The 18,834-nt window shown below is 43.8% G+C and carries 17 protein-coding genes; 5 read left to right on the forward strand and 12 right to left on the reverse strand.

Annotation, left to right across the window (positions count from 1 at the left end; genetic code table 11):
* Window positions 1-13: 13 nt before the first annotated feature.
* From FZ954_RS04335 to FZ954_RS04345, 3 genes are all read right to left on the reverse strand, one after another.
* Window positions 14-745 (reverse strand): response regulator transcription factor, encoded by a 732-nt coding sequence (locus FZ954_RS04335; protein ID WP_045499622.1) that lies wholly within the window; start codon window positions 743-745, stop codon window positions 14-16.
* 1 nt (window position 746) lies between these two features.
* Window positions 747-1,088, reverse strand: coding sequence for a LytTR family DNA-binding domain-containing protein (locus FZ954_RS04340; RefSeq protein WP_148877363.1), 342 nt, complete (start codon window positions 1,086-1,088; stop codon window positions 747-749).
* A gap of 183 nt (window positions 1,089-1,271) precedes the next feature.
* On the reverse strand, window positions 1,272-1,844 hold the full coding sequence (locus tag FZ954_RS04345; RefSeq protein WP_015605159.1) for a TetR/AcrR family transcriptional regulator: 573 nt from the start codon (window positions 1,842-1,844) through the stop codon (window positions 1,272-1,274).
* Window positions 1,845-1,970: 126 nt separating this feature from the next.
* Here FZ954_RS04345 and FZ954_RS04350 point away from each other — a divergent pair, with 126 nt between their 5' ends.
* Window positions 1,971-2,813, forward strand: a complete 843-nt coding sequence (locus FZ954_RS04350; protein ID WP_148877365.1) for a DegV family protein — start codon at window positions 1,971-1,973, stop codon at window positions 2,811-2,813.
* A 90-nt stretch (window positions 2,814-2,903) separates the two neighbouring features.
* Window positions 2,904-3,680 (forward strand): XRE family transcriptional regulator, encoded by a 777-nt coding sequence (locus FZ954_RS04355; protein WP_148877367.1) that lies wholly within the window; start codon window positions 2,904-2,906, stop codon window positions 3,678-3,680.
* Between the two features lie 17 nt (window positions 3,681-3,697).
* Here FZ954_RS04355 and FZ954_RS04360 read toward each other — a convergent pair whose 3' ends face one another.
* From FZ954_RS04360 to FZ954_RS04385, 6 genes are all read right to left on the reverse strand, one after another.
* The gene (locus FZ954_RS04360; protein ID WP_148877370.1) at window positions 3,698-4,180 is read right to left on the reverse strand and encodes a hypothetical protein; all 483 of its coding nucleotides are present in this window, start codon (window positions 4,178-4,180) and stop codon (window positions 3,698-3,700) included.
* Between the two features lie 63 nt (window positions 4,181-4,243).
* The gene (locus FZ954_RS04365; protein WP_148877372.1) at window positions 4,244-4,726 is read right to left on the reverse strand and encodes a hypothetical protein; all 483 of its coding nucleotides are present in this window, start codon (window positions 4,724-4,726) and stop codon (window positions 4,244-4,246) included.
* The gene (locus FZ954_RS04370) at window positions 4,719-5,264 is read right to left on the reverse strand and encodes a DUF1697 domain-containing protein (protein ID WP_148877374.1); all 546 of its coding nucleotides are present in this window, start codon (window positions 5,262-5,264) and stop codon (window positions 4,719-4,721) included. The genes FZ954_RS04365 and FZ954_RS04370 overlap by 8 nt, the downstream gene beginning before the upstream one ends.
* Window positions 5,265-5,299: 35 nt before the next feature.
* On the reverse strand, window positions 5,300-5,797 hold the full coding sequence (locus FZ954_RS04375) for a GNAT family N-acetyltransferase (RefSeq protein WP_148877376.1): 498 nt from the start codon (window positions 5,795-5,797) through the stop codon (window positions 5,300-5,302).
* Window positions 5,798-5,819: 22 nt separating this feature from the next.
* Window positions 5,820-7,808, reverse strand: a complete 1,989-nt coding sequence (uvrB, locus tag FZ954_RS04380) for an excinuclease ABC subunit UvrB (RefSeq protein ID WP_148877379.1) — start codon at window positions 7,806-7,808, stop codon at window positions 5,820-5,822.
* A 159-nt stretch (window positions 7,809-7,967) separates the two neighbouring features.
* The gene (locus tag FZ954_RS04385) at window positions 7,968-8,894 is read right to left on the reverse strand and encodes a CPBP family intramembrane glutamic endopeptidase (protein ID WP_148877381.1); all 927 of its coding nucleotides are present in this window, start codon (window positions 8,892-8,894) and stop codon (window positions 7,968-7,970) included.
* Between the two features lie 166 nt (window positions 8,895-9,060).
* On the opposite strand from FZ954_RS04385, the gene FZ954_RS04390 reads away from it, so the two are divergent.
* The 3 genes from FZ954_RS04390 to FZ954_RS04400 all read left to right on the forward strand — a co-directional run bounded on the left by FZ954_RS04390 (window position 9,061) and on the right by FZ954_RS04400 (window position 13,871).
* Window positions 9,061-11,235, forward strand: coding sequence for an ABC transporter substrate-binding protein/permease (locus tag FZ954_RS04390; protein ID WP_148877383.1), 2,175 nt, complete (start codon window positions 9,061-9,063; stop codon window positions 11,233-11,235).
* The gene (locus tag FZ954_RS04395) at window positions 11,235-11,975 is read left to right on the forward strand and encodes an amino acid ABC transporter ATP-binding protein (protein ID WP_005590533.1); all 741 of its coding nucleotides are present in this window, start codon (window positions 11,235-11,237) and stop codon (window positions 11,973-11,975) included. Before FZ954_RS04390 ends, FZ954_RS04395 begins: the two co-directional genes overlap by 1 nt.
* A 369-nt stretch (window positions 11,976-12,344) precedes the next feature.
* The gene (locus FZ954_RS04400) at window positions 12,345-13,871 is read left to right on the forward strand and encodes an ATP-binding cassette domain-containing protein (protein ID WP_148877385.1); all 1,527 of its coding nucleotides are present in this window, start codon (window positions 12,345-12,347) and stop codon (window positions 13,869-13,871) included.
* 76 nt (window positions 13,872-13,947) lie between these two features.
* On the opposite strand, the gene FZ954_RS04405 is transcribed toward FZ954_RS04400, so the two are convergent.
* From FZ954_RS04405 to FZ954_RS04415, 3 genes are all read right to left on the reverse strand, one after another.
* Complete coding sequence (locus FZ954_RS04405; RefSeq protein WP_148877387.1) at window positions 13,948-15,684, reverse strand: ABC transporter ATP-binding protein; 1,737 nt, start codon at window positions 15,682-15,684, stop codon at window positions 13,948-13,950.
* Window positions 15,674-17,416 carry an ABC transporter ATP-binding protein gene (locus FZ954_RS04410; protein WP_148877389.1) on the reverse strand — a complete coding sequence of 581 codons (1,743 nt, stop codon included), beginning with the start codon at window positions 17,414-17,416 and terminating at the stop codon, window positions 15,674-15,676. The genes FZ954_RS04405 and FZ954_RS04410 overlap by 11 nt, the downstream gene beginning before the upstream one ends.
* Before the next feature lie 96 nt (window positions 17,417-17,512).
* Window positions 17,513-18,700, reverse strand: coding sequence for an MFS transporter (locus FZ954_RS04415; protein WP_148877392.1), 1,188 nt, complete (start codon window positions 18,698-18,700; stop codon window positions 17,513-17,515).
* Between the last annotated feature and the right edge of the window lie 134 nt (window positions 18,701-18,834).

An 18,834-nucleotide genomic window follows, 5' to 3' on the forward strand; every position in this document is an offset into this window, starting at 1 on the left:
TCATATTACTTCCCTACTGCCTTAAAGCTGTCCGTAATCCTTTCATCTTGAGGCGTGATACATAGCAACTAGCGCCATTAGGAAAATAGGCTATGTTTTCTATCTTATCCAACTGAGAGATATTCGCTGGATTGACCACATAAGAGCGATGGCAGCGATAGAGACGCTTGTCCTGCTTTGTAATCTCAGAAAGCTGACCGTAAAATTCGATGCGTTCTTTCTTGGTATAGAGAACTAGTCTATGAGGCACTTCTGATGTCTCAAAATAATAGATTTCATTAAAAGGCACCTGAAAATCCGACTTGGAATTCTCAAAGAGAAAAGTTTCCTCAGCTTGAAAGCTGTCCTTTCTCTCGTAAAGATAGGCCAAGTCCTGCTCAATCTGCTTGATAAAATCCTCCTCAGGCAAACCTTTGTCAATAAAGTCAAAAGCTGATACCTGATAACGAAAAGTCAAGGGCATAAATTCTGAGTGAGTCGTCACAAATACAATCAGAGCATAGGGATCCAACTTGCGAATCTTTCCGGCTACCTCTAGTCCCTTCTGTGTCTCTTGCTTAATTTCAATATCCAAAAAGAAAATCTGATGACTCCCCCGTTCCCTTACTGCATCAATCAGCATGTCCGGCTTACCATAGATTTCTAAAAAATGGCATTCCCAGCCGTTCTTTTCCAGAATCCCCTGAATGGTTGACTCCATATAAGCTTGTTGCTTAAGATCGTCTTCTAATACAAAAATTTTCATCTTATTTTCTTCCTTCCTGAGACCAGCGCTTGATGAGACTGGTTAAATGACGCCTTGAGCAGACAATATCTCCTAAGTCAGACTGCTCAAAAAACAAACTTTTACTCTCCCTGTCAAATCCTTGAACCTTGGCTAAATTGACCAGTGTTTGACGATTACAGTGAACCAGCTCATCAGGATAGAGCTTAGCCAGCTCAGCCAGAGAAGCCCTAAGGTTGTGGTTGCCTTGTCCAGTCACGATGAGAACAATGTGCGGCTTTTGAGGATGGGACTGGACATAGTAAATTGTTGAAAGATCCAGCTTTCGAAGGGTGCTGCCGTCTTTAATTATGATAGTAGCCATTTGTCTACCTCCTTTGCTCTAGCATAGCACAGGTAGCATCGCAAATGACTCCCAAATCCTAAATGGTAGCTGAGAAGTCTTAAATGGTCCAAGAAGCACTAAGTAAAAACTTACTTGTTAGGTAAGTTTTTACGATCTATTATTTCAGTCTGATGTATTGGTGCCAAACATTTGTATAAACTCTTATTTTTTCTTTTTCTGTGGGAAAAGGGGCATGCCCAATGCAGCAATCTTTTCAGCTGGAACCTTCATGCCTTCTTTGATCCATTTGGAAAGCACCGAAACAACCGCAGAACTCCAGAATGAATTCATATAGGAATTGGCTGTCTTCTTCCCACCTTTGCTACGCTTTTCAAGGAAATCAAAGACCGCCTGCGTCAGCAACTTTTCAAAATTATAGTCAATAGCCAGACTAATAACACGCGCTTCCTTCTTGGCTTCCTTAAAAAGAAAAAGCCAAATCTGGTACATTTCTGTCTTGAAATTAAACTGCTCCAGCTTGTCGACAATTCCCTGAACCGTATTTTTGAAAATACCCTCTAGAATTTCTTCTTTAGAGCTATAGTTCCGATAAAAGGCTGCGCGCGAAACCCCAGCTCGCTCGACTAATTCAGAGATGGTAATCTTTTTCAAATCTTTCTTCTCTAACAGTTGCATTAGAGAAATTTCCAAGGATTCCTTTGTGATTCGATTAGATTCTTGATTATAAGTTTTTAAATTTGCAAGGGATTTTTCTGATATTTTCTTTTCCGCCATAACAATTTCTTTCTTCCTGTATCAGCTGAGAATTAAGGCTTTATATCAAAGCATCTTCATGTTATAATTGTAAGAAAAGACATGTTTTTTGTCAATGTAGAGAACTGATAGAGCAGGAGAAACTAAATGACTTGGAAAATTGTTGCCGATTCTGGCTGTGACTACCGTGAGATCACAGATCTGGCCAACCAGACAAGGTTTGAGAGTGTGCCGCTGACCATTCAGATTGATCATGAGATTTTTGTAGATAACGCTCATCTCAATATTGATGACATGATGGAAAAAATATATGCTACTTCAAGTGCTTCAAAATCGGCCTGCCCAAGCCCTGATGACTACCTTAAAAGCTTTGAAGGGGCTGAAAATATCTTTGTCGTGACGATTACAGGCTCTCTTTCTGGTAGCCACAATAGCGCCCAATTAGCCAAAAAACTCTTCTTAGAAGAACATCCAACAGCAAATATCCATATTATTGACAGTCTTTCGGCTGGTGGCGAGGTCGATCTGATCGTCAAAAAATTGAACGACCTCATCAAAGAAGGGCTTTCTTTCGAGCAAGTCGTGGAAGCCATTACCCACTACCAAGAAAATACGAAGCTTCTCTTTGTACTGGCTAAGGTAGATAATCTGGTCAAAAACGGCCGACTCAGCAAGCTAATCGGTGCGGTTGTCGGTCTCCTCAATATTCGTATGGTGGGCGAAGCCAGCGATACTGGTACTCTGGAGCTTCTCCAAAAAGCTAGAGGCGCTAAAAAAGCTCTGACTGCTGCTGTCGATGAAGTTCTGAAAGCTGGATATAAGGGCGGCCGCATTATCATTGCGCATCGCAATAACGAGAAATTTTGCCAGCAATTTTCGGAAGTTATCAAGGAAAAATTCCCAGCTGCCGACATTTCATTCCTGCCAACTTCTGGACTTTGCAGCTTTTACGCAGAAGAAGGCGGCCTCTTGATGGGCTACGAAATTTAATCCTCTCCTTTTGAGCTGAATATCCGTATTCAGCTCTTTACTTTTTCGATTTAATTCGTTAAAATAGAAGAAAGAAAAGGAGTGAATATCATGGCCAGAGGACGCGGTGTCGCTAGCCCCCAGGATAAGGAGGCAATGCGGCTCATTTCTAAAAAAATCAAAACTTTATTGAAGCAAAAGCAAATCAAACAAATTGAACTTTCCCGAGGAACAGGAATCCCAGCCAGCACTCTTACTGGCTATATCAAAGGAAATTCCCTGCCTGTCCTAGACAATATGCAAAAAATTGCAGACTTCTTTGATATGGATGTTCAAGAACTGGATCCTCGCTATTTATCTGTTCATAGCCCTACACCATTTTCGCTAGAGTTCACGGATATTTTCCAATCTCTAGACCAAAGCCGCAAGCAAGCTGTGACAGACTTTGCTAAAAAAGAGCTGGAAAATCAAACGACTGAGGAAAGATTAAAAGATGATTATTTTCCTTACAAGGTCTATGAAAGCTTCCAGACTTTCTTAAACAAGCCCGAACAAGCTGACATCGTCTGGTTAGACAAAGAGCTTGACTATGATATTGCCCTCTGGATTCGGACAGATTCGCTGGAACCCAAGTATCCGCAAGGTTCTGTGGCACTCATCAAGAATACACACTTTGAATTTGCAGGTGCTATCTATGCCATTGATTACGACGGTCAAACCATTTTGAAAAGAGTTTTCAACGATCCAACTGGCATCCGCCTCATCTCTCTCAATAAAAAATACAGCGATAAATTTATCCCGCATCAAGAAGAACCCAAGGTCATCGGCCGTGTCATGGCTGCCTTTATGCCCTTAGATTTATCAGAACAAGCACAAAAGCCACTTTAATACATAAAGCGGCTTTTCTATTTTTTCTTACTTCCTTTGCTTGCAATCATGATGATCACTGCTATCAGAAAGAAAGTAAGATAAGTAGCAATTGGAAACCAGACATAGCGATGATCCAAAGTAGGCAATGGTAATAAAATAGTTCTATGACGGCGGCTCTTCACTCCAAAGTAATGAAACAAAAGAGCCATAGGATTTATATAAAGGAGAGGTTTGACTAAGTCTTTCAAAGAAGTGACCCTCCTTGCACTATTTTCACGTAGGATAGAACTATAGGCATAGTACAGTAAAACAAGAATATTTATAAACAAAGGAAAAACATAATTACCCTTTAAATATGTAGGGAGGAAGGGGATTTGAAAAACTAGGATGCCCGTAATCATTGCAAAAAGAATAAGGACGGAGAAATCCAATAACCAAGCTAGAAAACCATGGCGCTTGAGCCATATATTCACTTTATCCAGCCACATCCACTCATTCCTATTTTTATTCACATCCATATACCTCCCTCTACTAGCTTGTTTGAACGGGCTTTTGAGCTAGATTCATTGACAAGACCTGCATCAATCAATATAGCGAACACGATTGACCTTGGTTTTCATGATATAGGTATTGACTAAATCATGGTATTCATCATATTCCCCAAATAAAAAGCCTTTTCGTAAAATAACTTCATTCCCCTCTATCCCGTAATCCATATTGATCGGGACAGAATTTTCTGATTTGGCTATAGAGAAATGAAAGAAAATTGCAAACCATATAAACAATGCAAGAGGTACACTCAGGATCCCCCAGATGAGATGGAACCAGCGAAACTCTCTCTTTTTCAAGAAGAGAAACCATAAGTGACAAAATACGACCACTGATAGAAGAAAAAGCCAATTGTTCCACAGCAGGGGCGTAAAGGCCAAGCCAAACGGACTCAAGCTAGAATGCAGCAAGACAAAGATAAACAACAAGATATAGAGCACTAGCCAAATAACTTTAGAAAACTTCCAGCGCTTCGCTTTTTCTTCCCTTGTATCTTCCAAATGTAGCTCACCCATTTCCAACCAACTCCACAATCTTCTGGAAAGTCTTGCCATTTCGAATGGTCAGTTGCTTGTAAAAACTAGATTTGAGCAGTTTTTTATGGTAGTTGGACTTGAGATAGTCCGCTTGGTCAGCATTGCTATAAAAGAAAGCCGTCTGCCCAAAATGCAGCTGCTCCTTGTCATTCGCCCAACTGCCTGCCAGCTCTTGAACACTCTCCCTGTCTACCTCTGGCAGATAAAAGAGAACATCGCGCCGAAAGGCAGTTTCATCCTGCCACCAAGTAGGAAGATTGGCTATTTCTTTTTGAAGCATGGCAGAGCTGACAAGGACAAAAGGCAAAGGAAAATTGTAAGACTGACTGAAATAAGCCGACAAGATCTCCCGAATCCTCTCCTCCTGCTCCTCGCTATCAAAGAAAAGATTTCCGCTGTTGATGTAGGAAACTGGATTTTCAAAATCCAACCCAGCCAAATCTTTCTTCAAATCAGCCATAACGACCTTGTTTTTCCCGCCGACATTGATGCCGCGGAGTAAAAGTGCATAACGCATATGTGCTCCTTACAAATATATCTATTGTTTTCAAGCTAACTGTTCGAGTTTCTGATATAAATCATCCTTTTTTCTCTCACGGCTTTTCCCAGGTCAATGATCTTTTCCTCGCCGTCAAAAACAAAACCCATTTTTCCATAGAAAGCGATGGCACGTTTGTTATCTTCTAACACCCATAGTAAAATCTCTGGATAACTATCCAAGGCGGCAAATGCAGCCTGCATGAGCTGATGTCCTACACCCTTGCCATAATAATCTTTTAAGACATACAAAGCGATAATTTCACCCGCTATCGTAGCTGGATCTCGAAAATCACCGTAGCTAACAAAACCGACCACTTTAGCATCATCCAAGGCGATCAAGGTATTTTCAGGATACTTTTGACTATAAAATCGGCACTTATCCAAGGTCATTTGCTCTTGAAATTCCGCAGGCAAAATCTCATCATAAGCTTCTCGCCATGTCTGCCAATGAACTCTGGATTTCCCTTCTATCTCCTCAGCTGTTTCCATTGTTTTGATAGTGATGACCATTTGTTTTTCTCCTTGATATCCCTCAATCCATCGCCTTTATTTCCAGAATCATATCGCGAATCTGCGCGGCTAGTTCGAAGTCGAGGAGTCCGGCAGCTTCTTGCATCTGTCCTTCTAGTTTCTTAATCATCTCCTTGCGCTCTTGCTTATTGAGGCTTTCGATTTCGACTGTTTCTTCCTTGTCTGGCAGGGCAGCCTTGGTCACACTGATTAGATCGCGGATTTCTTTCTTGATAGTCTGAGGTACAATGCCGTGTTTTTCATTATAAGCCATCTGGATTGCCCGACGGCGGGCAGTTTCATCGATAGCTCGCTGCATGGACTGGGTCATAGTGTCGGCATACATAATCACATGCCCCTCACTGTTTCGGGCTGCCCGTCCAATAGTCTGGATAAGGCCACGTTCGTTGCGGAGGAAACCTTCCTTGTCTGCATCAAGAATTGCTACCAGACTAACCTCAGGTACGTCAATTCCCTCGCGTAATAGATTAATCCCGACCAAAACGTCAAAGACACCCAAGCGCAAATCTCGGATAATCTCGGTCCGTTCCAAGGTCTTGATATCTGAGTGCATGTATTTGACCTTGACACCCATTTCCTTGAAGTAGTCCGTCAAGTCTTCCGCCATCTTCTTGGTCAGGGTTGTGATAAAGGTCCGCTCATTCTTTTCAACACGGGCATTGATTTCACCCAAAAGATCATCAATCTGCCCCATGGTTGGACGGACTTCCACTTCTGGATCCAGAAGCCCTGTCGGCCGGATAATCTGCTCAATAACCGTATCCGTCTGCTCTTTCTCATAGTCGCCCGGCGTAGCCGATACATAGACAATCTGGTGAACATGGCTTTCAAACTCCTCCCGACGCAACGGGCGGTTGTCCAAGGCAGATGGCAGGCGGAAGCCATAATTAACCAGCATCTCCTTACGAGAGCGGTCACCATTATACATGCCTCGAATCTGTCCCATGGTCATGTGACTCTCATCAATCATAATCAAGAAATCATCAGGGAAAAAGTCCAGAAGGGTATAAGGCGGCTCTCCTTCGCTCCGACCATCCATATGGCGGGAATAGTTCTCAACGCCATTTGTATAGCCCATCTCGCGCAGCATTTCGATATCATACTCCGTACGTTGCTTCAAGCGCTGAGCTTCCAGCAGTTTGCCTTCCTTCTCAAAGGTAGCAAGCTGCTCCTCCAGCTCAGCCTGAATTTTGGCAATGGCTACTTCCATGTGGTCTTCATTGGTCACGAAGTGAGTGGCTGGGAAGACGGCCAAATGGTCCACCTCGCCCAAGACTCGACCTGTCAAGGCTTCAACCTCACGAATCCGGTCAATCTCATCTCCGAAAAACTCCACCCGAAAGGCATGCTCATCACGAGAAGCTGGGAAAATCTCCACCACATCACCACGAACGCGGAATTTCCCACGCTGAAAATCAATATCATTGCGCTCAAACTGGATATCTACCAGATCATTGAGCAACTTATCGCGGGAAATCTCTAGTCCAGGACGCAGGCTAACCACACTATCGGAGTATTCCTTAGGCGATCCCAGACCATAGATACACGAGACCGAAGCCACGACAATTACGTCATTGCGCTCCAAGAGAGCCGATGTCGCTGAGTGACGAAGCTTATCAATCTCGTCATTGACCGAGCTATCTTTTTCGATATAAGTATCGCTGGAAGGCACATAAGCCTCTGGTTGGTAGTAATCATAGTAGGAAACGAAGTATTCTACTGCGTTATTGGGGAAGAACTCCTTGAACTCACCATAAAGCTGGCCAGCCAGTGTTTTATTATGGGCAATAACCAGAGTTGGCTTGTTGACCTGAGCGATAACCTGACTCATGGTATAGGTCTTACCAGTACCAGTCGCTCCCATGAGAATCTGGGCTTTCTCGCCCCCCTCTATATTATCCACCAGCTGCTCGATAGCCTGGGGCTGATCTCCTGAAGGCTCATACTTGGAAACCAATTCAAATTTATTATCTGTAATTCTGTTAATCATCTTTTATTCCTCAAATTGTGCTTCTATCATTTTACCATATTTGCTTCATTTTCTCTGTCTTTGGCTCTGATTTAGTAGCTACATCTCTAAGAACGGCTAGTCTTGCATTCTGATCATTCATTCGCATCAAAAATCGCCCAGCTAAGCTGAGCGATGTCTTTATTTCTTAAACATCAATGCCTGAGGCAAGCGATTTTCTTTTTTGAGCGACCAGTAAAGATAGGCAGTACAGCCAATCAGAACGATAGTGGCAAAGATAGATCCTTCAGCTCCAAAGGCTCCGCCGGACAGCAAATCCACAGAAGATTGTGAGCTATAGTTCAAGATTGAGGTAGATGCTCCTTGGCCACTGACCTGAATACCATAGATATTTCCTTGCACAAAATTCCAAGCGCCGTGCATACCAGCCAGTACCCACATATTGTCATACTTGAGCATAAGGAAACAAGCAAAGATACCGTTTAGTATGATATTGACAATAGAAAGAACGGTCACACCAGGGTTAAAGAGGTGCAGAGCCCCGAATAGAGCACTAGAAATCAAGATACCAATGAAGATATTTGACTTAGCGCTAACTGCTGGAAAGAGCCAACCACGCGTCACTAGCTCTTCTGTCCCACCTTGGAGAATCCAGAAAGGAATGATAGCTAGGACAAAAATCAAAGACTGCAAATTCACCTGACCAAATTTCAGACCGCCTGTCCCCGTTACCAAGAGCAAGACAACAACCAGTGAAAACTGAACGGCTCCAATCAGGAAGCCTCTGCCCAGTTCTTTCAGCCATCCTTCCTTAAAGAAACCCAGGCTGGAGAAAGCTCTCTTTTCTCGAAACTTGACCCACAGAAAAACAAGTAAGGCCATAAAGAAAAAACTACCTAGCTGAAAAAAGATATAATAATGCCCGAACACTTCCATAAGTGTAGCCCTGTCATCTATCGGATTTACCATGGCAAGCACAGTTCCAATGATGATCCCTGCAAAGATTTCTCCTACGTGGATAAAGCCAATGGAGATCAGAACTGCTAACCAAATAGGAGGAATGTAGCGCGACAGCTTCACATTATCTAACATGCGTGATTTAAACATAGAAATCTCCTTTCATCATTTATTTATTATAACAAATTTTATCATAATAGTATAAGAGGCAACATTTATCGTTATGTCAGAAAATATAACATCAAAACAGAAAATATTTGCCTTTCTTAAATTTTTCTGATATAATCAAAAAATATTCAACTAAAGGAGAGAAAATATGAAGAAAAAAATCATAGCTTTTCTGCTAGTGTTATTCCCTATCTTTGCACTAGGGACAACTACTCATGCAGATACCATCAAAATCGTATCTGACACGGCTTATGCCCCATTTGAATTTAAAGATTCCGATCAAACCTATAAAGGGATTGATGTAGATATTATCAATAAAGTTGCTGAAATCAAAGGCTGGGCATATGAAATGTCCTTCCCTGGCTTTGACGCTGCTGTCAATGCCGTTCAAGCAGGACAGGCCGATGCCATTATGGCAGGTATGACCAAGACTGCTGAACGCGAAAAAGTCTTTACCATGTCTGATACATATTATGACACAAAAGTTGTCATCGCAACGACCAAGGCTAATACAGTAAAATCTTACGATCAACTTAAAGGAAAGACAGTCGGAGTCAAAAATGGTACAGCCGCACAACGTTTCCTTGAAAAGATCAAGGACAAATACGGCTTTACTATCAAAACATTTGATACAGGCGACCTTATGTATAACAGCCTAACAGCTGGAGCCGTTGATGCAGCTATGGATGACCAACCTGTTATCGAGTACGCAATCAGCCAAGGACAAGATTTGAAAATCTCAATGAAAGGTGAGGCCGTTGGTAGCTTCGCATTTGGTGTCAAAAAAGGCAGCAAATACGAATATCTGGTGACTGAGTTTAACGAAGCATTAACTCAGATGAAAAAAGATGGTACCTTGAAGGACATCATCACCAAGTGGACTGCCGCTTCTGGCACTTCAACCAACTCAGCAGTACCAGAGACGACAACCAAATCTGGACAAAAAGCCACTCCAGTCAAAGCTAAATATACGATTGCCAGCGACTCATCTTTTGCTCCTTTCGTTTTCCAAAATGATAGCAACCAATATACTGGTATTGACATGGACTTGATCAAAGCCATTGCCGAAGACCAAGGTTTTACACTGGAAATCTCTAACCCTGGTTTTGACGCTGCCATCAATGCTGTTCAATCTGGACAAGCTGACGGAATGATTGCGGGGATGTCTGTGACAGAGGCCCGCAAAGAAACCTTTAATTTCTCTGAACCATACTACACTGCTAACTCTATCCTTGCGGTGACAGAATCAAGCACTATTAGCTCCTATGAAGACTTGAAAGGAAAGACCGTCGGAGTCAAGAACGGTACGGCCTCTCAAACCTTCCTCGTCGAAAATCAAAGCAAATACGGTTACAAAATCAAAACTTTTTCAGACGGTTCTTCGATGTATGATAGTCTGAACTCTGGCTCTGTCGCTGCTATTATGGACGATGAGCCAGTTGTCAAATATGCCATCAATCAAGGCAAAAAAATGAAAACACCAATCGAGGGAACCCCTAGTGGTGAAGTTGCTTTTGCAGTAAAAGCAGGCACCAACCCTGAACTCATCGAGATGTTCAATAATGGTTTGGCTAATCTAAAAGCGAATGGTAAATATCAAGAAATCCTTGATAAATATCTCTCAGCTGAGAAGGATAATTCCACAACCGTTGATGAAACAACTATCTGGGGACTTCTCCAAAACAACTACAAACAACTTTTGAGCGGCCTTGGAATTACCATTGCTTTAGCACTGATCTCCTTTGCGATTGCCATGGTGATCGGGATTATCTTTGGGATGTTCAGCGTCAGCCCTATCAAAGCGCTTCGCATCATTTCAGAAATTTTTGTTGACGTTATTCGTGGTATTCCACTTATGATTCTGGCTGCCTTCATCTTCTGGGGAATTCCAAACCTCATTGAATCTATGACTGGTCAGCAAAGTCCGATCAACGACTTCGTTGCAGGAACAATTGCTCTGTCACTCAATGCTGGTGCATATATCGCTGAGATTGTTCGCGGAGGGATTCAAGCCGTTCCAGTCGGACAGATGGAAGCTAGCCGAAGTCTGGGGATCTCGTATGGAAAGACCATGCGCAAGATTATCCTGCCTCAAGCAACCAAAATCATGCTACCAAACTTTGTCAACCAGTTCGTCATCGCTCTCAAGGATACAACTATCGTATCAGCTATCGGACTTGTTGAGCTCTTCCAAACAGGTAAAATCATCATTGCCCGTAACTATCAGAGCTTCAAGATGTATGCTATCCTAGCAGTGCTTTACTTGGTCATCATCACACTCTTAACAAGATTGGCTAAACGCTTAGAAAAGAGGATTCACTAATGGCTAAATTAAAAATTGATGTTAATGATTTACATAAATACTATGGTGAGAATGAAGTCCTAAAAGGGATTAGTGCTAAGTTTTATGAGGGAGATGTTGTTTGTATCATCGGTCCTTCTGGATCAGGTAAATCAACTTTCCTACGCAGCCTAAACCTGCTTGAAGAAGTAACTAGTGGGACCATTACTGTCAACGGTTATGATTTGACAGACAAGGCTACCAATGTGGACCATGTTCGTGAAGATATCGGAATGGTCTTCCAGCACTTCAACCTCTTCCCACACATGACTGTCCTGCAAAATATCACCTTTGCACCAGTTGAGCATAAGCGAATGAGCCAAGCTGATGCAGACAAGCTTGGTATGGAGCTCTTGGAGAAGGTTGGGCTGGCAGACAAGGCCGATGCCAAACCAGACAGCCTGTCAGGAGGACAAAAGCAGCGGGTAGCGATCGCTCGAGGATTGGCTATGAACCCAGATATCATGCTCTTTGACGAACCGACTTCTGCCCTTGACCCTGAAATGGTTGGTGACGTTCTCAACGTTATGAAAGATCTGGCTCAGCAGGGCATGACCATGCTGATCGTGACTCATGAAATGGGCTTTGCTCGTCAGGTTGCTAATCGCGTCATCTTCACTGCTGACGGTGAATTCCTAGAAGACGGCAAACCAGACCAAATCTTCGACAACCCTCAGCATCCACGCCTCAAGGACTTCTTGGACAAGGTGCTCAACGTATAAATATGACGAATCCTGAAAGTAATCTTTCAGGATTTTTATTGACTTATGCTGCCCTTTTTGCTAGACTAAGGGTAGAATGATTTCGGAGGTACACGGAGACATGAAAAATTAAGTCTATTTTTTAAAGGAAACTTTATTTAGTAGATTTTGTCATGTTTCTGCATATCCGCGGGATGTTCATTTTTTGTGCTTTCAAGCATCTATTTGCTTATCTTTAGATTAATCCTGTCGCTCCTATGACAGTTCCAGCTGGAAACCTACAAACGAATGACCCTATTTGGACACTCCTGTGTCTTCTTTGTGCAATCTCAACGGCTCTGCTAAATAAAGCAGGGCTGTATTTTGTATTATAAAACGAAGGAGACATCTATGCTGCAAATAAGAAATCTAACCATTACCCACCTAAAAGACCTGAAGGAGTTAGTCAAAGATTTGTCACTGACTGTCAATCAAGGAGACAAGGTCGCTATTATCGGTGAGGAGGGCAATGGTAAGTCCACCCTACTCAAGCTCTTGCTAGACGAGCGACTGGTCAGCTCCTATGTCAGCTACAGCGGACAGATTGACAAGTCCTATACTGCTGCTGTCTACCTGCCCCAGCAGTTGCCTTCAGAGGATGCCCAACTGACGCTCAATGACTATTTCTTTGCTGATTTTGAGACAGAGCTGGACTATGCCAAGCTCTATCGCTATGCTGGAGAGCTCAACTTTGACAGCCAGCGTTTTGCCAGTCAGCAGCAGCTCTCTAGCCTATCTGGAGGAGAAAAACTTAAAGTTCAGCTCATCAAGAAACTAGCCAGTGATTGGGATATTCTCTTTCTTGACGAGCCCTCCAATGACCTCGATCTTGAAACTCTGACTTGGCTGGAAAACTTTATCAGCCATAGCCAGCAAACTGTCCTTTTCGTCTCTCACGACGAGCACTTTCTCGCTCAAGCTGCGACCAAGATTGCTCATCTGGAGCGAATCAAAAAGAAACAGGAGGCCAGAACCAGCGTCAAGAGTCTGAACTATGAAAATTACCGCCATCAGCGTCAGGAGGCTTTTGAAAAACAAGGTCAATTGGCACGGAAAGAGCGGGAAGAACATGCCAAGACTATGGAAAAACACCGACGGGTTAAACAAAATGTTGAGAATGCCTTGAGAAATACCAAAAATGATGTCCAAGGCCGACTATTAGCCAAGAAGATGAAAAACGTCCTCTCACAGGGCAAACGATTTGAAAAGGTAGGCGCTGAAATGACCGAAATCCCAACACAGGAAGATGCTATCAGCCTTCACTTCTCAGACATAGAAGCTCTGCCATTGACCAAAAGAATCCTAAAATTAGAAGGCATAAAACTGGAAGTAGACGGACGACAACTGGCGAAGAACCTGACTCTGGAGGTCTGTGGCCAGGAAAAAATCGGACTGATTGGTGCTAATGGTGCAGGCAAATCTACTCTGCTGAAGGAAATATGGAAGATACTGCGTGGGCGGACAGACATGCGAGTGGGCTACATGCCCCAGCATTATGGCGACTTGCTGGATGACGAAAGCTCTCCTTTGGTCTTTCTGGCTCCCTCTGGCGACAAGGCTCAGGAGGAGAAAATTCTGACCCATCTAGCTAGTCTCCAGTTCACGCGCGACGAGGCCCGCCACCCGATTGGGCAGCTTTCCGGAGGTCAAAAAGCCAAGCTCCTCCTGCTCAAACTAGTCTTAGACCGTCCCAATGTCCTCCTTCTGGACGAGCCAACCCGCAACTTCTCTCCCACCTCTCAGCCTCAAGTTCGCCAGCTATTGACGACCTATCCCGGCGCTATCATCGCTGTTTCCCACGACCGCATCTTTCTCAAAGAAGTCTGCCAGAAGATTTATAAACTGACAGAGACAGGGTTGGAGGAAGTTGAACTATAAGCAAAAAGAGTTGGAATTTCCAACTCTTTTCGTTTTGTTTAGTATCAATCTATGAACTTAAATAAAGCTCTTCCTTCTACTCCTGCGCTGTCTGCATTTGGTAATAAACACCTCTGGCATCCATGAGCTCCTGGTGATTACCATGCTCGACGATATCACCATCTACCATGACGAGGATGATGTCAGCATTTTGAATAGTGGACAGGCGATGGGCAATGATGAAGCTAGTACGACCCACCATGAGCTTGCTGAAAGCCTCCTGAATCAAGACTTCTGTCCGGGTATCAATGGAGGAAGTCGCCTCGTCCAAGATTAGGATTTTTGGAACGGAAAGGAAGACACGGGCAATGGTCAAGAGCTGCCGCTGACCTTGAGAAAGAGAGTCCCCAGCATCCGCTAGGTAGGTGTCGTACCCCTGAGGCAGCTGCTGGATAAAGAAATGAGCATTGGCCGCCTTGGCAGCTGCAATAACCTCTTCTCGGCTGGCATCTGGCCGGCCAAAAGCTATGTTGTCATGAATGGTCGCCGTCTTGAGCCAAGTCTCTTGCAGTACCATACCGAACTGCTGACGATAAGAGGCTCTGGTGTAATGCGTGATGGGAGTACCGTCTAAAGAAATAAGGCCACTATCAACATTGTAAAAGCGCATGAGGAGATTGATTAAAGTAGACTTGCCCGCACCAGTTGGCCCGACAATTGCGACCTTGCTAGCTGCTGGAATCCTTATATTCAAATCCTGAATCAACTCTTTTCCAGGCTCATAGCCAAAAGCCACATGCTCAAAGCTAATCTGTCCTTTGACATCTTCCGACTGGAGGATTTCCTGACCAGACTCTGCTATTTCCTCTTGGTCTAAAATGCTGTAAATCCGCTCCGCGCAAGCCAAAGCGCTCTGCAATTCCGACATGACTGACGATATATCATTGAAAGGCTTGGTGTACTGGTTGACATAGTTGAGAAAGGTTACCAGTTGCCCAACCGTAAAGCCTGTTCCCTGAATGATTCGGACAGCCCCAAAGCCTACAATCAAAGCATAGATCAGGGCATTGATAAAACGAGTCGAAGGATTGACCGTTGAAGAATAGAAAATGGCCGCCTGCGAATAGTCTGCATAGATTTGATTACTGCGAGTAAAAGCTGTATCAAACTGCTCCTGAGCATTAAAAGCCTGTATCAGACTTTCCTGGGTCAGACTTTCCTCAATCAGCTGGGTCTGCGCTCCCCTAGCCTGCGTCTGACGTTGGAAAAAGCTAAAACTCTTTCTAGCAATAAAGCGAGCTAAGAAGAGAGAAAGGGGCGTCAAAAGCAAGACCAAAAGCAGGAGGAAAAAGTCCAATCTGGCCATGCTAATGATAGTGACTAAGATGGTTAGCAAACCCACAAAAAATTGATTAAAAACCATAAGCAGGCCATTGCTGAGCTGCTCCAAGTCCGTCGTCACCCGACTAACCAAGTCGCCAGTTCCCTGCCGGTCCAGATAAGCCAAAGGCAAATAATGAACTTTCTTGATAACACCCTGTCGGAGCTGCTGGCTATAGCGATAAACCAGCTGATTATAGAGCAAGGGATTGAGCCACTGAATCAGCGTATTGGCTAAGATAACCAACGACATCTGGCCCAAAATCGGCATCAAATGTTGGTCCGCTTGAGGAAGAAGAACGCTATCAATCGCATTTCCAATTAAAACTGGAAGAAGAACAGTCAGAGCCACTTGAGCCACCGTTCCCAGACTAGCTAGGAGAAAGAGCCAGCGCGCCTGCAGCAAATCTCGACTCAAACGCCTCAAGCTGCTAGATGATTTCTTATGCTTCATGCTTGTCCTCCTCTCCTTGACTATGCTGTGAGTGATGGATTTCTCGGTAAATGGCAGAGCTGACTAAGAGTTCCTCATGGCGGCCAAGAGCCACCTGTTCTCCCTTATCCAGCACTAAAATTTGATCCGCTGAGCGCAAGCTATTGGTCCGCTGAGAGATCAATACTAGACTGGTCTCTGTCAATTCATTCTTAATAGCCTGCAAGAGTCTAGCCTCTGTCAGATAGTCCAGAGCTGAAGTCGCATCATCTAAAACCAAGAAAGTGGCCCTCCGCAAGACAGCTCTGGCAATGGTTAAACGCTGACGCTGACCGCCAGAAAAATTTCGGCCAAAAGCCTCTACAGTCGCATCCAAGCCACCTTCCTTCTGAGAGACAAAGTCCGCCGCTTGAGCAATCTCCAAAGCCTGCCACAAGTCCGCATCTGTTGGCTTGGTTGACAGTCCTAAAGTCAGATTGGAGCGAACAGTTCCTTGAAAAAGCTCCGCCTTCTGAGGCACCAGACTAATCCAAGACCGCCATTCGCTGAGATTTTTAGGACTGCGTCCTTGGGAAAAGATGGTCAACTGACCAGCAGCCACAGGATAGAGATGAGCCAGCAGCTGAACCAGAGTAGACTTACCTGAGCCTGTTCCGCCAATAACACCTAAAGTCTGACCTCTTTTCAAATCAAAAGTCAGACCAGTCAAGGCTGGACTAGCTGCATTTGGATAAGAAAAACTAACCTGCTGGACTTTAATGGCTTGATCTAGCAGAGCTGTTTCCTGCACTAATTCCTGCAGGACATCTTCTTCTGTTTGCTCGAAGACTTGACTGATGCGCCCCGCACTGATATAGCTTTGATTGAGTGAGTTGACCAGCATAGCCAGCTTGAGCAATTCCACCAAAATCTGCAATAAATAATTGACCAAGGCCACTAGCATCCCCTGAGTCAGTAAGCCCTTGCCGATAAAAGCATTTCCCTGCCAAATAACAGCAATCAGGGTAGCATTGACCGTAAGAAAGGTCAGAGGGCTAATCAGACTAGCCAGAGCTCCCGTCCTAATTTGCCAGGTTTTATAGAGCTCGTTACGATTTCGAAAGGTCTGTACCTCGCACTGGGTCTGACCGAAAGCTCTTATAACCCGCATGCCCTGTAGCTGCTCACGAGTCAAATTGACCAACTGGTCAGTCAGCTGGCGAATCTTAGCATAGAGAGGATTCATGAGACGAGACATGAAAACGATAATAGCCGTTAAAATTGCCACCATGAGCAAGAACCACAAGGTAATGACCGGACTGATAGTAAAGGCCATGATGATAGAGCCAAAAACAATGATGGGCGCCCGCAGAAAGAGACGAAGAAATTGATTGATGCCCGTCTGAATCTGATAGGTGTCACTCGTCAGCCGAGTAACCAAGCTAGAAGTCGTCAACTCATCCCGACTAGCCTTGGGCAAGCGCAGGATTTTTTGATAGAGGTCTCTTGTCATCTGACGAGTAAAGCCCACTGCCGCCTTTGACGAATAATACTGGGCTATCACTGCTACCACCACGCCCAGCGCAGCCAAGCCCATCAAAAGAAAAACCATCCAGTAGAGATGGGAGCTGTCGTGTCTAGGAATGGTCTCATCCACAATCCCCGCAATCAAAATCGGAACTAAGAGTTCAAAACTGGCTTCCAAAAGCTTGAACAAGGGCCCCAGCAAAGACTCCCTAATATAGCCCTTGAAATATTTCAATAAATCTTTCATACTGTCTACTTCTCCATTAAACTGTATTTATTTTACCATAATTTTCAAAGGGTAAAAAATATTCTCCTTCTGACCAGCAGAAAGAGAACATTAATATTAGACTTCTTGTAAGCTCTGGCTTATTTTCTTTAAACCTATATGCAAAAGTGGCGTTACGGTTAATAAGAAGCCACCCAAAGCTATAAAAGTCCAGTCGAAGCCAAGATTATCAATCAACCAGCCTGTCACAGGGAAGATGACAATCATACTCAGGCTGAACATCATAGAATAGACACTAAGCATGGTCGCCCGTACTTCACTTGGCAGCTGCTTTTGTAAATCATTGTCAAAAATCGGCTGGAAAAGAGCATACAAGGCGTTGCTGATTAGATAAACCAAAATATAAATGATCGGCGTTCCAAAGTAGGACAGCAGGTAGCTTGCTCCAGTTAGAAGAACTACTGAAGGAAAGAGTTTCAAGGCAGAATACTTCTTTCCAACCTTGCTGGCCAGATAGACTGCCAAGATATTCAAGACACTACCAATTAGCATGACCGCCGAAATCTGCCAATCTTTTAAGTCAGGCAATTGATTTTGGTAGTAAAAATAAAACATGCACATCAGTGTTCCGATGATTTGGGACAGAATCATCCAGATGAAAAGGCTGGGATTTCTCTGCAACTCCTCTTTGACAGCCCAGATAATCTTTTTCATGGTCAGGCATTCCGCTTTCTCTGCTTTGACACTTGGCTCCTTCAGCATCCAAGTCAAGAAAAGAACGATGACAGAGGTGCCAATCATGATATAGTAGGTCAGATGCAACTGCCCATGGACAAAAAATCCAGCCCAGACCGTTCCCAAAGACCGGGTCGCTTCAGCCACTCCAGACATGAAACTGGAGATGGACAGATAACGTTCCTTGAGTCCCGCCTCTACGGACGAATCATAGACCATAGCTGCGCTTGTCCCCGAATCAAAATTATAGGACCAAGCACTGATCATCATAGCCAGTGCATAAACCCAAAAGTTCCCCTGCCCCGCCAACATAAGAATCGAAGAGACAATCCCGGCTATTCGGCTCAGATAAAGATTGGTCTTATAAGAAAATCGATCTGCCAACATCCCAGACGGAATTTCACAAATGACGCTGGTAGCGTGAAAGATACTTTCCAAAAGCCCAATCTGCCAAAGTGACATGCCGTTTTGACTTAGAAATAAAATCCAAAAACTAGTAATGCCTAGAAAGGCAAAAAATTCAACTCCGGCCATAAGACCGATATTTTTCCGATAACTTCTTTTAAACATATTTTCTCCTTTAACAAGTGTTTTTTCATTTCTATCCTTTATCACTTGTTAATCCGCTGTTTACATGACTCCTACCTCTTCTTTCTCTAAAATTCTATATTTGGATTATTTCATAGTTCATTGTTGAAAAAACG

The sequence above is a fragment of the Streptococcus sp. Marseille-P7375 genome (genome assembly GCF_902460365.1).
Taxonomy (GTDB): Bacteria; Bacillota; Bacilli; order Lactobacillales; family Streptococcaceae; genus Streptococcus; species Streptococcus cristatus_I.

Bases quoted from the DNA above. Each gene is read 5' to 3' on its own strand.
- FZ954_RS04335 (WP_045499622.1), bottom strand. From the start codon at position 745: ATGAAAATTTTTGTATTAGAAGACGATCTTAAGCAACAAGCTTATATG.
- FZ954_RS04385 (WP_148877381.1), bottom strand. From the start codon at position 8,894: ATGTTTAAATCACGCATGTTAGATAATGTGAAGCTGTCGCGCTACATT.
- FZ954_RS04345 (WP_015605159.1), bottom strand. From the start codon at position 1,844: ATGGCGGAAAAGAAAATATCAGAAAAATCCCTTGCAAATTTAAAAACT.
- FZ954_RS04340 (WP_148877363.1), bottom strand. From the start codon at position 1,088: ATGGCTACTATCATAATTAAAGACGGCAGCACCCTTCGAAAGCTGGAT.
- FZ954_RS04410 (WP_148877389.1), bottom strand. From the start codon at position 17,416: ATGAAAGATTTATTGAAATATTTCAAGGGCTATATTAGGGAGTCTTTG.
- FZ954_RS04360 (WP_148877370.1), bottom strand. From the start codon at position 4,180: ATGGATGTGAATAAAAATAGGAATGAGTGGATGTGGCTGGATAAAGTG.
- FZ954_RS04355 (WP_148877367.1), top strand. From the start codon at position 2,904: ATGGCCAGAGGACGCGGTGTCGCTAGCCCCCAGGATAAGGAGGCAATG.
- FZ954_RS04365 (WP_148877372.1), bottom strand. From the start codon at position 4,726: ATGGGTGAGCTACATTTGGAAGATACAAGGGAAGAAAAAGCGAAGCGC.
- FZ954_RS04375 (WP_148877376.1), bottom strand. From the start codon at position 5,797: ATGGTCATCACTATCAAAACAATGGAAACAGCTGAGGAGATAGAAGGG.
- FZ954_RS04395 (WP_005590533.1), top strand. From the start codon at position 11,235: ATGGCTAAATTAAAAATTGATGTTAATGATTTACATAAATACTATGGT.
- FZ954_RS04400 (WP_148877385.1), top strand. From the start codon at position 12,345: ATGCTGCAAATAAGAAATCTAACCATTACCCACCTAAAAGACCTGAAG.
- FZ954_RS04350 (WP_148877365.1), top strand. From the start codon at position 1,971: ATGACTTGGAAAATTGTTGCCGATTCTGGCTGTGACTACCGTGAGATC.
- FZ954_RS04370 (WP_148877374.1), bottom strand. From the start codon at position 5,264: ATGCGTTATGCACTTTTACTCCGCGGCATCAATGTCGGCGGGAAAAAC.
- FZ954_RS04415 (WP_148877392.1), bottom strand. From the start codon at position 18,700: ATGTTTAAAAGAAGTTATCGGAAAAATATCGGTCTTATGGCCGGAGTT.
- uvrB (WP_148877379.1), bottom strand. From the start codon at position 7,808: ATGATTAACAGAATTACAGATAATAAATTTGAATTGGTTTCCAAGTAT.
- FZ954_RS04390 (WP_148877383.1), top strand. From the start codon at position 9,061: ATGAAGAAAAAAATCATAGCTTTTCTGCTAGTGTTATTCCCTATCTTT.
- FZ954_RS04405 (WP_148877387.1), bottom strand. From the start codon at position 15,684: ATGAAGCATAAGAAATCATCTAGCAGCTTGAGGCGTTTGAGTCGAGAT.